The following is a 12,673-nucleotide window of genomic DNA, read 5'->3' as shown; positions in this document are numbered from 1 at the left end:
CCTATATAAAAAGTCTGTAGAATGGATTAATTTTTAAAATTGGACTTAGGGAAAAAAGGGACGCCCAACTTTATACAGCTAAAATATGTTAATAACTTTTAATAACTACGATTTTCTTCGATAAAAAGCATAAAAATCGACGAAATGCACATTCTATAATCGACGAAATGCATATTTTTTCGACTTTTTAAACGATTTCTTACAAGGTGGACTTGCTTTTAACCAAACTCGTCTTAACTATTTTGGTTTTCACGTCAAGATCAGGAGATGTACTTTGTAATCGCTGGATTAACATTTGAGCAGCATTTGCACCAATGGCCTTAGCGTGTTGGCGTATAGTAGTTAGTTTGGGGAGTGTGTGGTTTGATTCAGAATTACTGGCAAAGGCAATTACAGAAATATGCTTTGGCACTTTAAGCCCCAGATTTACAGCCGTATTTAAAGCTATTATTCCAGAACTATCGGCAGCTACTATCCCATCAATTCCTTTGTGCTTTTTTAAGAATGATTTTATTTTTTTTTGTTGGTCGTCCTTCTTTTTCAGTTTTAGCACTATTGGCCCAAGGCCTCTGTTCTCTAAAATTGCCTTGTTGTAACCACGCTCCCTTAATTTACCCACACTAAGTTCATTAATCGTACTAACAAACGCGATTTGCTTACGGCCTTCGCCCAATAATGTTTTTGTAGCATTATAAGTTGCTTCAAAATCATCAACAATTACCTTATCACACAACACATCGTGAGCTACCCTGTCAAACATAACTATGGGAAGACCCCGAGCAATCGTATTTTTAAAGTGTTCGACCTCATTTTTAACTTGGGTTTCCTCAGACAACGACAATATAAAACCATCAACACTGCCGTTAGCCAACAGATTAAGACTCTCCTTTTCCTTTTCCAACGATTCGTTTGAAATGCAAGTAATAATATTGTAACCATGCTGGTTAGCCTCACGTTCTATACCAAAAAGGACTTTAGCTAAAAACCGATTAAGAATATTAGGTATAATAACACCTATGGTTTTTGTCTTATTGCTTTTAAGGCTCAACGCTACCTTATTTGGCGTGTAGTTATACTGCTCTGCAAGTTGTTTTACACGTTTAATGGTTTCCCCACCTATTTCCTCACTATTATTAAGCGCCTTGGAAACAGTCGAAATAGAAACCCCCAACTCTTTAGCCAATTGTTTTAACGTAACCATATTGCCACCTGATGATTTTTGCAATTGCAATGTACAAAATTAGTTTTTTCAATTTACACATTTTTTATTACCTCATTTTGATGTGCTCCACAACTAAAAAAAGTACTTTATACCATCCAAAGCCCTTAATTTTTAAATAGATTAATGTTTAGCTAACAACTTATTAATTGAAGAATGTTACTTTTGCAGCTCAAATAACAGTATGGATTTTTCAAAAGTAAAACTTATAGTATCAGATATGGACGGCACGTTGTTGAACCCAAACAGCGAAGTAAGCCCTCGGTTTTTCAATCAGTTTAATGCCTTAAAGCAGCAAAATATTCACTTTACTGCAGCGAGCGGCCGCCAATATCAAAGTATTTTAGATAAGCTAGCCCCTATAAAAGACCATATTTCAATTATAGCTGAAAATGGTGGCATTATGAAATACAATAACGAAGAACAGATTTTGTTGAAATTAACGCAAGCCAACATCAAATCTGCTGTTGAACTCCTTAGAACAATTGAGGGCGCTTATATTGTATTATGCGGCAGAAAATGCGCGTATATCGAAACCAATAATAACGCTTTTATTGAAAAATTCAGTCAATATTATAAAGAATATGAAATTGTTGACGACTTAACTAAAGTGAACGGTGATCATTTTTTAAAAATAGCTGTTTTTCATCATGAATCGTCTGAAAGTTACATCCTGCCCACGGCAAAAGCCTTAAAAAAAGACCTACAGGTTATAGTATCTGGTGAGAATTGGCTGGACATTTCACATGCAAAAGCTAACAAGGGATACGCCTTGACCATTTTACAAAAAGAACTGGGAGTTACAGCTGAAGAGACCATGGTTTTTGGAGACTACAATAACGACCTTCAAATGTTAAACCTAGCTTATTTTAGCTACGCTATGGAAAATGCACACGACGATGTTAAAAAAACAGCACGTTTTTCAACCAAAAGCAATGCCGAAGAAGGTGTAGAAACTGTTCTAGACCGACTTTTAAACAACCAACATGACCTATAAAACCTAAAAAAGACGAACATAAGAGAATGCTCGTCTATAATTAGCTATTAATAATCCCTATTTTGTAACGTAATCAGGACCTGTAAGATTTACATAATTAGCGAAAACCCAAATTTACTTACGTAACAATTGTTACACAAATCTTCAAATATCTATAAATAAACAACTTACAACTCTTCTTTAGACCATGCTGCTTTTTTAACCAAATCTGGATAGTCTGGAATATAAGTAAGTCCTTTTATGTATATATCGTAAGACGCCTTATAATCGCCTTTGTAGTAATAGTAATTTCCAGCCCTTAAATACAAATCGGAGATTAATTTTTTATTTACTTCTGACAAAATCTCATTGCCATCCATTACAGTTTCGAACTTTGCAAGGTAATCTGATGCCATGGCGAGGTCTTTGTTTATATAATTCATTAAAGAAATATTGCCGTAAAAATGGGCCAAGCTGATAAAATATCGCCGATTGGATTTTAAAAACCCATAAGTTTCTGTCATTTCCAAAAACGTTTCTAACGATTTTAAATCGTACATTGAAAGCAACACCTTTTTAAAACAAACGTATTCAATTATTTCTTTGGCAATTTTACTATCAGAATTAAGCTTCAAAACCTCATCGCAGTATCGCAAAGCTTTGTCGAGATTTTCGTCGGTAGCCGAATTTCTAGCCAAATACTCATACATGTATTCTACGGCTTCATCCCTAACCTTTTCTTCTGTTATTGTTTTAAGCTTACCAATGGTGCTTTCTAAAAACTCACTATCATTGTCATCGTGCTCAATAATTTTGTAAAGGCTAGATTTTAAATTACCAATGGAATAATCTTTTGGGTAGTTAGACATTTCTAACAATTCAATAAGATAATCGACATCATCTTGCGTATTAAATTCAAGATCGTTCACCTTGGTGTACATAATACTTTTTAGAATCGGTTTTATAAGTGGAGAAGAATAAAACACTTTTGATTTCCGTAGATTGTTCAGTGCCTCATCGTAGTTTGCATTGTTTAAATTTGTTATGCCCTTGTTGTAATATTGCATACCTATTAACGCACTTCTATCGACAAACGCTTTGCCATAGTAATATTCTTCGTAAAATTTCATATAACCCTTTGCGAGAACCTCTTCTTTTGTGACAAGTTTATAGGCTATTAGTTCGTCTACAATTTTTTGCACTTCGGACTCTTTCGGCACCGAAAAACCATATGCTCCAGGCACAGTGGTTTCTAAATATATTTTGAGTGAATTAGGATAAGCAATCAAGAACACATGCGATGGTGTTTCTTTTATATGATACGGTATGTTGAGCTCATCAAAAGCATAGGAATATAGAGCTGAAGCTGTAACGCAATTGTAGGTGCCATTTTTAAAAATATCAGTAAAATACGAATCTAGAGCATACTTAACGAAAAACCTATCGTGTAACTCATCATAAATTTGCTTTACACGCTTTTTTTCCTTTCTGGGACGCGCTTCTTTTGGTGAAAACCCTTTAATAGCCGACATCAGTTCTTGTTTATAAGCACCTGCACCCCCAGGACTCATCGAAGAATCAATTGCACAAAGGCCTTCTATAAAATTATAATTCAAAGAATCTGACTGGTAGGATTCAAAAATAGACTCCTCAAAATCTGAAGTAAAGGTTTGACCATAAAAATTAAGAGAAATAAGAACTACCGAACAGACAATAAAGGTTTTAAAATTTTTCATTTAGAAGACTGTGCTTTTAATTAGCCTACTAATTTAATCAATTATAGGAAAATTAGCATAATGCTCAAAATTAAATGAAAATCAAGTCATTTTCATTCCTTATATTTGAAATAAAATTTACAACATGATTTTAGGAGTTTCAGAATGGTTAAGCAGCAAACTAGGGTGGAAAACATCACACATCCGTATTGCTTTTGTAGTAGCAGTTTTATTTTTTGGATTTGGCATTGGGCTTTACCTAATTCTTTGGATAGTTAAATTGTTTTCTAAATAGCATTTGAAGAAACACCTGTTCCATTCTTAAATCAGACACAACAACTCTTTCAATCTCTTTTAGGGAATATTTACGCACAGGAACTTTATTTAAGAAGCCAAGAAGTTTTTGCGACAGCCCTAAAACAAAAAAGCATCCCCATTTTCTTCTTCTCAGAAAAAAGGAAAGCTTTCTATTGGAATACCTCCCGATTACTATCGGGATTATCGGCATTACTACACGCCCAAACTATGTTGGGAACAATACAACTACTTTTGATGGGGCTTGAATGTTCCATAACCATTACTCCATATTAAGTTTATCGACCAGTGCTACAAACCTAGGTTCTGAACGAAGCGGCTCAAAATCTATGCAATGTTTTATCCTTGGGAAAAAAATTTCTCCGTATTTATAACTGCTTTCCAAAAGCTCCAGAGCCGCTTTTTTATCTCCTATTAACATACAAAGTCTTGCCTTTCTAAAACATCTACTGTTGCCACAATTTGACTCCCTTCCAATAATCAATCGAACCACCCCTTCTATTCCTGATGTTTCATATATTTTATCGATTGATCCTGGATGGGCTCGATGATATTCGGGAAACTTCAATTTTAAAGCCTCATGAGCTTTATCATATTTATGCATCTTAATATAAATAATAATTCTTTCGTCAAGGCCAACCCCTGTTAGTTCATAGGCTTTTTCATTTTCCTCAATAGCTTTTTCAAATTCACAGTTATTGTAGTAAATCAGACTACTTTCAGCATATATTTGCGGCGCATAGAGATTATATTTAATCGCCAAATCAATATGCTTTCTTGCCTCATCCTTTCTTCCTAAAATATTCATTAATTCGGCATAACTATGATGCGCATTTTCATTACTAGGCTCTAAAAGCAATGCTTGTTTAAGCTCTTTTTCTGCTTGTTTCCAATTCCAGTCAAACCAAAAAGATATATCTCCCAATACACCATAGGCAGAAGAAATATTTTGGTTAATTGAAAGTGCTTTCTTGGTAAACAATTTTGCCTTTTTAATCCCTTCTTCTCTTGGATGGTAAACCCCTCTAAATGCCATGACTTTATACGCATCACCCAGTCCGGCATAAGCTGGAGCGTATAAGGAATCTAAAGCAATGGCGTCCTCAAAGCACTTAACGCTCCGCTTTAAATCTTCTTCTGTCCTTTTGTCCCAAAAAAAGCGCCCTTTTAAGTATAGATTATAAGCCTCAAAATTTTTAGTTTGAGTTTCGTCTATTTTACTCTCATCTGTTGGCGAAAGGGTTACTTCAAGCTGTTGTGCTACCTCCTTAGCAATCTCGCCCTGCATAGAGAAAACATCCCCATGCAGCTTTTCATAGGTCTCAGACCAGATTTGAATATCTTTTTGGGTGTCAACAAGTTGTACCACGATGCGAAATTTATTTGTATGCTTTTGAACACTGGCCTCCAGAATATGGGAAATATCTAATTCCTCTATTATTTGAGGAATGGTTTTGGAATTCTTCCTATATCGTTCCATGGTCGTTCGTGAAATGATATCCACACCTTCTACTCGCGAAAGGTTACTTAAAATAATATCCATAACCCCATCGGCAAAATATTGGTCGGACTCATCATCGCCTAGGTTTTTAAACGGAAGAACTGCCAATGTAACTGACTTAACTCTATTCTCTTTGACCACAGAAGACCTAAAAATGTACGCCCCTATTACTGAAAACAGCAGTAAAACCCAATATAGAGTTCTTATATTAAACCTTAAAGGCTCTCCCCTTTCTATTTTACTACTATTCATTTTTTAATACTTATAGTACTCCAGCCACATCTTTAATTAACGAGATGAATTCTCACATTATTTAGGAGTTCTTTCTAAAATGGTTGCTAAACCTAATGCTAGAGTCAACCTATGAAGCTAAAGATAAATTACATCTGGAAAATTTACACTTCTATAATTGAAAATTTACGATTTTTTTGGTGTTTAAAGAAACAATATATAACGAAAACTATAATTCCAAACATTATTTTAATCTCAATACACCATTTATATATCGTACTAATAATTTTAAATTTGTGAAGTATCTAAAAAAAGCATACCAACTCCGAAATATCGGAAACGGAACGCTTGTCCATTGGAATACCTCACGGTAGCTATCGGGATTATTGGCATTAACTACATTCCAAATTAACTTTGGGAACAACACAACTACTTTTATTACTCCCAGTATACCCGATTGTTTTTGTCACAAATTAAGCATATCCTAAATAATCCCTTAAAGATGTTATTGGACATACAAACAATCAATTTTTAATAGTTTAGGTATTGAATTAAATTTTTAATTTAAAAACTAATACCTAATAGCAATGAAAACATTTCTATTTATTGTATTATTACTTATTTCAACCCCTGTAAAAGGCCAAACTTATGCATTAAATAAACATTTAATAGATAGAGACAAGAATGACTTTTTAGGTTGTAAAAAAGAGGTATTCGATTTTAAAGTACAGCTTTCATTTTCTGTGGGAACTTCTGACTTAACATCTTCCATTACTGCAATCAAGGATGAGGAGCCCAAAAACGATGAATATCTCGAAAAGTTAAAAGATTCCTTATCCAAGGACTCCCTAAATTTTAAATTACTGTATAAAATAGGTAAATTTTATGACAAGATAGGTGCCGAAAACAATAGTAAGGCATATTATAAAGAGGCACTGGAACATATAAACATTAAATTCTTTGATAGTGATTCTGCCTCTTTTTATGGTACTAGAAGTTTATTAAAAGCCAAATTAGGAATTAAGAAGGGGTTTATTGAGGATGCCGAAAAGGCACTTTTATTAAATCCAAATGAATACCATTCACTTTTTACTTACCCAATGTATTTAGCTTCCAAAGGTGAGTATGAAAAGGCCAAAACTATTTTGACCAATTCATTAACTAACAATACATTATACCCAGAATTAGGCATTTTCTTATTAATCACCATTAACACCACAAAATACCTTGAAGAATTCAAACAACTAGATGACAATCCCTCGCTTAAACAGAAATTAAAACAAAAACATTACAAAACTTTAATCGATTGGTCATCCATCCGAAACCATTATGAAAAATTAAATCACAAGCAAGCAGCCATTAATCTTGATAAATTGTTAAATTTTTATAACCTCTTTTTTAGGTGTGGTTTTTTTGACCTTGATGAAAACGGACAAATATTATTTGACTTCAGTAGGGATGAAAAAAAGGACCTTAAGGCATTGGAACGTTGGCTGAAGCAATCCTTAAAACATAAAACTTTAAATGCATATACGGCCTATAAACACCTTGGATTAATTAACTTCTACCTTGAAGATGATGATAAGGCCATTGATTATTACCAAAAAGCTATAGACATATTTTCAAGAAATAAAACAAAATTGATTGCAGAACCTAATGATGCTTATTTAACCTTGTTATCCATTTATAAGTTCCTTGATAAAAAAACTGAGTATGAAAACCTTCTTTTAAGAAAAATTTCAGACCCCAGAGCAAGGACATTTTCAGACTACATTAACCTATCTAAGTTTTATATTCTTGAAGATGATATTGAAAAAGTGCGATTTTATATCGAAGAAGCTGAAAAAATTGATTCTAAAAATTTTGATATTTATCGCTTAAAAGCTCACGCTAGCTACATGGAAAATACAAAAATAATAATGGAGAATTATTACTTAAGCAAAGCATTTCGTACTACAAAAAATGAACAAGATGCCTATAAGCTTATTTTGCAATGGGCCATTTATGATATGTTCAACAACCACCCTAGGTTGGCATACGGTAAGCTTATCACTATTAAAAATAAAATCAAAAAAGGCGATTGTGAAACCTGCGATAGGCTTATTACAACGTATTTCAATATTGAAAATTAACAGGTTAGATAAAAACAAAAAAACATCCCGATTTTTACTAAGTAAAAAAAGGAAAGCTTCTCATTGGATTGTCCATTTTTAGTGGACTTTCAATACGTTACCTCTTACCTGACAAACAAAACAACATTTTAGCTGCTATCTATCCTAATAATTCTTTCAAATATTATCTAGGACAGTTATTATGATATTAGATATATCTTCGATTTAAAATTAAAAATCATGAAAATAAATATCCACATCGTATTGTTCACCTTAATAACCATAACATCAATTGGAACTACACTAAACAGTTGTTCAAAGGATGACCCTAATATGGAAATGGATGAACCCAATATGGAAATTGCCCTGATTTTGGGAGACAATTACCAAGGAGGAATTATATTTTATCTTGATAATACTGAGAAACATGGATTAATTGCAGCTAAAACAGATCAGAGCACTTTAGATCCTTGGTGGAATGGAAGTTTTATTAAAACTGAAGCGACTAGTACTGCAGATGGCTCAACAAATACAAATATGATTATTCAAGCACAGGGCGATAATGGGTCATATGCTGCTAAATTGTGTAGGGATTACTCAGGAGGAGGGTTTAACGATTGGTTTTTACCCTCAAAAGATCAACTAAATATCTTATATGAACAAAAAACATTAGTAGGCGGATTCTCAAATCAAATTTATTGGACATCTAGTGAATATGGAGTAGGCAGTGCATGGGTTCAAGATTTTGAAAATGGCGAGCAACATTCAGACAATACAAGCGATAGAGCTGGTATTCACACTCGTGCAATTCGTGCTTTTTAGTGATTACCTTAATTTATAAGGAAAGCATATTCAGTTGAGGAAAACAAAAAAGCCTGTCTGCCGACAGGCAGGCATCCCCATTTTCTTCTCAGAAAAAAGGAAAGCTTTCCATTGGCTTAACTACTTAAACCTTTGATAAACACTATATGCTTACCAAACAACACAACTTCTTTAATGTGTCAAAAGAAGAGCTAATCATTCGGAGTTTTTGTTATTTGAATGAAAATATTTTAAAACTAAAAACTTACTTCCAATCTGGAATAAAGAATGTAATTATAATATTTCTTAATTTTACATATATGTAAATCAATATTTTACACACATCTAACTCTATTGAAATGGCTGACATTAAAACACCAACTATTACCTACATCGGTATAAATCAGCAAGTAGGTTATGATAATTCAACTGAAACCATCCTAGATTGTTCTATTTCTAACCAGATTCCGCATATTCATGAATGCGGTGGAAATGGACTTTGTACTACTTGTAGAATTAGAGTTTTGAGAGGTCATGATAACTTAAACCCCAGAACTTTGAGGGAGCAAGAAATAGCAAGAGTTAGAAAATGGGACCCTTCAATTAGGTTAGCATGCCAATGTTATGTGAAAGGCGATGTAAGCATCCAAAGGTTAATTTGGACTAGTTCAGAAATTAACAAACTGCAATTAGAAACTGTACCAGAAGGTACTGCTAAAGAAAGAGCCATTGCCATACTATTTTGTGACATTCGTGGATTCACTAAAATGACGTCACAAAATTATTCTTTTGATGTAGCCCATATTTTAAATAGGTTCTACACTGTTCTAGGAGACCCTATATTAATAAACAACGGTGTTATCTATCAATATGTTGGAGATGAAATTATTGGAATTTTTGGAGTGTCCGGAGGCATGAAAGATAAAAACTGCAAAGATGCTGTTAGAGCCGCTTTAGGAATGCAATATGCAATTGAAAGACTTAATCATATGGAACTCGTAGACTTTGACGTTAATCTTAAATTAGGTATTGGAATAAATTTTGGCAAAGCCTACATAGGCCATTTAGGACACCCAAAGCACAAGCAATTTGCTGTAGTCGGTGACCCAGTTAATACAGCCAGCAGAATTCAATCTTACAATAAAATAGCTAAAACAAATATTTTAATTTCTGATTCCATTTTTAAAGGATTATCTGAAGCAACAGTGGAGATAGGAGAAACATTTAATCAACAAATGGCAGGACATGAACATTTAACCAGATTTCATGAGCTAAAGGGTTTTAAAGAAATAGATATCCAATTAGAACTTCAGCGATCCTTAGACTACTTATTAAGAAACGAAGAGGATTTTGCAGATAAATTTTATGCCAAAGTCTTTAATAAAGCTCCAAAAATAAGATCCCTGTTTAAAAATAACATGACCTCCCAAGGAAGATTATTAACTCATATGCTTGCAGGAATTGTTTATTCAATGAGCAGACCAGACCACCTAAGTTTAGGGCTCAAATTACTCGGACAAAGTCATTCACGCTACGGTGTTCTTAAAGAACATTATCCAATAGTATTGTCAGCGCTATTGGAAACCATTAAAGAAGAGCTTGGGGAATTTTATACTGACCAATTAATAAATGCTTGGGAACAAGCGTTGACCATAATTACAAATGAGATGAAAAAATATGCCTAATAAGCTAAAAACAAAAAAGCATCCCAATCTTCAATTAAGAAAAAAGGAACCCTTACCCATTGGTTTAACTACTTAAACCTAATTTGAACACTGCGCAACCATCAAAGAGCACAACTTCCTTTTTTAACCTGATGCCCAAGACAAACCTCCTCCCGCTTTAACCCTTATTCCATATTAAGTTTATCGATAAGCACTAAATATCTAGGTTCTGATTGAAGGGGTTTGAAATCTAAATAATGCCTAATCTTTGGAAAATGCTTATGACCAATTTCATAACTTTTTTCTAAACATTCTAAAGCGTTTTTTGTATCGCCTATTAACATAAACAACCTAGCTTTATTAAAACAATTACTTACATTACTTCCGCTACATTTACTATCACCAATATACCAATGAACCACGCCTTTAATTCCTGAGGACTCATATATCTCATCAATGATTTCGGGATGTGATTGTAATTCAGGAAACTTTAACTTTAAGGTTTCAACAGCTTTATCGTACTCCCCTAACCTGACATAACAATAGAACCTATAATGAAGGCTAAAGCCTCCCAACTCATAGGCTTTTTTAGTCTCCTCAACAGCTTTTTCAAATTCACCATTATTATAATAAATCTGACTACTGGTAGAATACACAAGTGGAGCATTGGGGCTATTTTTTTTAGCCAAATCAATGTGCTCTCTTGCTTCCTTATTTCTTCCTAAACTATTCAGTAGCCCAGCATACCATTGATGAGCTGTCGCATTGTTAGGATCTAAAATTAAGGCTTGATTAAACGCTTCTTCCCCTTGTTTCCAATTCCAGTCACGCCATACAGATATTTTCCCAAGTACCGTATATGCCAGGGATATATTTTTATCAATGGAAAGCGCCTTCTCTGCATACATTTTAGCTTTTTCATTCCCTTCATCTCTGGGATACCACCTCCACTGTGCCATGACACTATAAGAAGCGGCCAATCCTGCATAGGCCAAGGCATAGTCTGGATCTAAAGCTAGAGCGTCTTCAAAATATTTAACACTAAGTTTTAAATCCTCCTCTGTTCGCCTATCCCAAAAAAAGCGTCCTTTTAAATACAGATTATAAGCCTCAACATTTTTTGTTGGGGTTTCATCCAATCTTCTTTCATCTATTGACGAAAGGGTTATCTCAAGGTGCTGTGCTATCTCTCTGGCTACTTCACTTTGCATAGAGAAAATATCCTTATACAATCTTTCGTAATCATCAGCCCAGATGTGAACATCGTTTTTTGCATCAATAAGCTGGACCGCGATACGAACTTTATCCGTTTGTTTTTGAACACTGGCCTCCAGCATATGGGTAATACCCAATTCTTTGGCTATTTCAGGAGTGGTTTTAGAATTCTTCCGGTACTGTTCCATCGTGGTTCGTGAGATCACATTAAAATTTTCTATCCCTGAAAGGCTACTTAATATGACATCCATAACACCATCGGCGAAATATTGATCAGATGGATTATCACTAAGCGTCTTAAATGGAAGCACTGCTAAGGTAACCTTTCTGTTGCCCTTTCGCTCAGATGCTAAATCACCAACGATATAGGCCCCCATTCCCAACAATAACACTAAAACACCTAAAAAGACACTCTTTTTTAAGCTAAATGAGGATAATTGTCTGGCCTTTCCATGGTGCTCCTTGACTCCATCCCCAAGTTCTGGTTTCTGCTTAACTTCACTGGGTGCACATTTATAGCGCTTATGAAAACACTTTGTAAAATATGAGGGGCTGTTAAACCCAACAGAATAGGCTATCTCCGATACCGTGGATGTGTTGTTTTTTAATAATACATAAGCTTTTTCAAGCCGAAACCTTTTAATATATGCACTAGCGGAAACACCTTCTATCTGGATTATCTTTCTATGAAGCTTTGACCTGCTTACTCCCATGCTTACGGCTAATTGACTTACACCAAAACGCTCCTGATGGTAATTGTTTTCCAATACATCATTAAGTTTTGAAATAAACGACTCATCCATGGACTGTAGTGACCTCATCCTTTAAAAAATTAAACAGCAGCAAACAATCACTTAATTTACAACTTTTTGGGCCTACTTTGAAATTTTCATTTAGACAAAAATCTTTCGTGCTCAATAATACT

9 protein-coding genes are annotated in these 12,673 nt (G+C 34.2%); 5 read left to right on the top strand and 4 right to left on the bottom strand.

Translation table 11 applies throughout. The features are described from left to right. Nucleotides 1–199: 199 nt before the first annotated feature. A complete protein-coding gene (locus tag GSB9_02518) occupies nt 200–1,201 on the bottom strand; it encodes a LacI family transcriptional regulator (GenBank protein UKM65946.1) in 1,002 nt (333 codons plus the stop codon). 202 nt (nt 1,202–1,403) lie between these two features. Here GSB9_02518 and GSB9_02517 point away from each other — a divergent pair, with 202 nt between their 5' ends. Next, nucleotides 1,404–2,216: a Cof-type HAD-IIB family hydrolase gene (locus tag GSB9_02517; GenBank protein ID UKM65945.1), complete on the top strand. Its 813-nt coding sequence runs from the start codon at nt 1,404–1,406 to the stop codon at nt 2,214–2,216. 167 nt (nt 2,217–2,383) lie between these two features. On the opposite strand, the gene GSB9_02516 is transcribed toward GSB9_02517, so the two are convergent. Further along, nucleotides 2,384–3,931, bottom strand: coding sequence for a hypothetical protein (locus tag GSB9_02516; protein ID UKM65944.1), 1,548 nt, complete (start codon nt 3,929–3,931; stop codon nt 2,384–2,386). Nucleotides 3,932–4,055: 124 nt separating this feature from the next. Here GSB9_02516 and GSB9_02515 point away from each other — a divergent pair, with 124 nt between their 5' ends. Further along, nucleotides 4,056–4,205: a PspC domain-containing protein gene (locus tag GSB9_02515; protein UKM65943.1), complete on the top strand. Its 150-nt coding sequence runs from the start codon at nt 4,056–4,058 to the stop codon at nt 4,203–4,205. Between the two features lie 282 nt (nt 4,206–4,487). On the opposite strand, the gene GSB9_02514 is transcribed toward GSB9_02515, so the two are convergent. Continuing rightward, a complete protein-coding gene (locus GSB9_02514) occupies nt 4,488–5,978 on the bottom strand; it encodes a hypothetical protein (protein UKM65942.1) in 1,491 nt (496 codons plus the stop codon). Nucleotides 5,979–6,544: 566 nt separating this feature from the next. Here GSB9_02514 and GSB9_02513 point away from each other — a divergent pair. The 3 genes from GSB9_02513 to GSB9_02511 all read left to right on the top strand — a co-directional run bounded on the left by GSB9_02513 (nt 6,545) and on the right by GSB9_02511 (nt 10,554). Next, nucleotides 6,545–8,089, top strand: a complete 1,545-nt coding sequence (locus GSB9_02513) for a tetratricopeptide repeat protein (protein UKM65941.1) — start codon at nt 6,545–6,547, stop codon at nt 8,087–8,089. A 219-nt stretch (nt 8,090–8,308) separates the two neighbouring features. Next, nucleotides 8,309–8,890: a DUF1566 domain-containing protein gene (locus GSB9_02512; GenBank protein UKM65940.1), complete on the top strand. Its 582-nt coding sequence runs from the start codon at nt 8,309–8,311 to the stop codon at nt 8,888–8,890. 338 nt (nt 8,891–9,228) lie between these two features. Beyond that, a complete protein-coding gene (locus GSB9_02511) occupies nt 9,229–10,554 on the top strand; it encodes a 2Fe-2S iron-sulfur cluster-binding protein (protein UKM65939.1) in 1,326 nt (441 codons plus the stop codon). A 164-nt stretch (nt 10,555–10,718) separates the two neighbouring features. On the opposite strand, the gene GSB9_02510 is transcribed toward GSB9_02511, so the two are convergent. After that, nucleotides 10,719–12,569 carry a helix-turn-helix domain-containing protein gene (locus tag GSB9_02510; protein ID UKM65938.1) on the bottom strand — a complete coding sequence of 617 codons (1,851 nt, stop codon included), beginning with the start codon at nt 12,567–12,569 and terminating at the stop codon, nt 10,719–10,721. Between the last annotated feature and the right edge of the window lie 104 nt (nt 12,570–12,673).

It is taken from the genome of Flavobacteriaceae bacterium GSB9 (assembly GCA_022749295.1).
Classification (GTDB): Bacteria; Bacteroidota; Bacteroidia; order Flavobacteriales; family Flavobacteriaceae; genus Flavisericum.
This window is presented reverse-complemented; position numbering and strand designations above follow the sequence as displayed.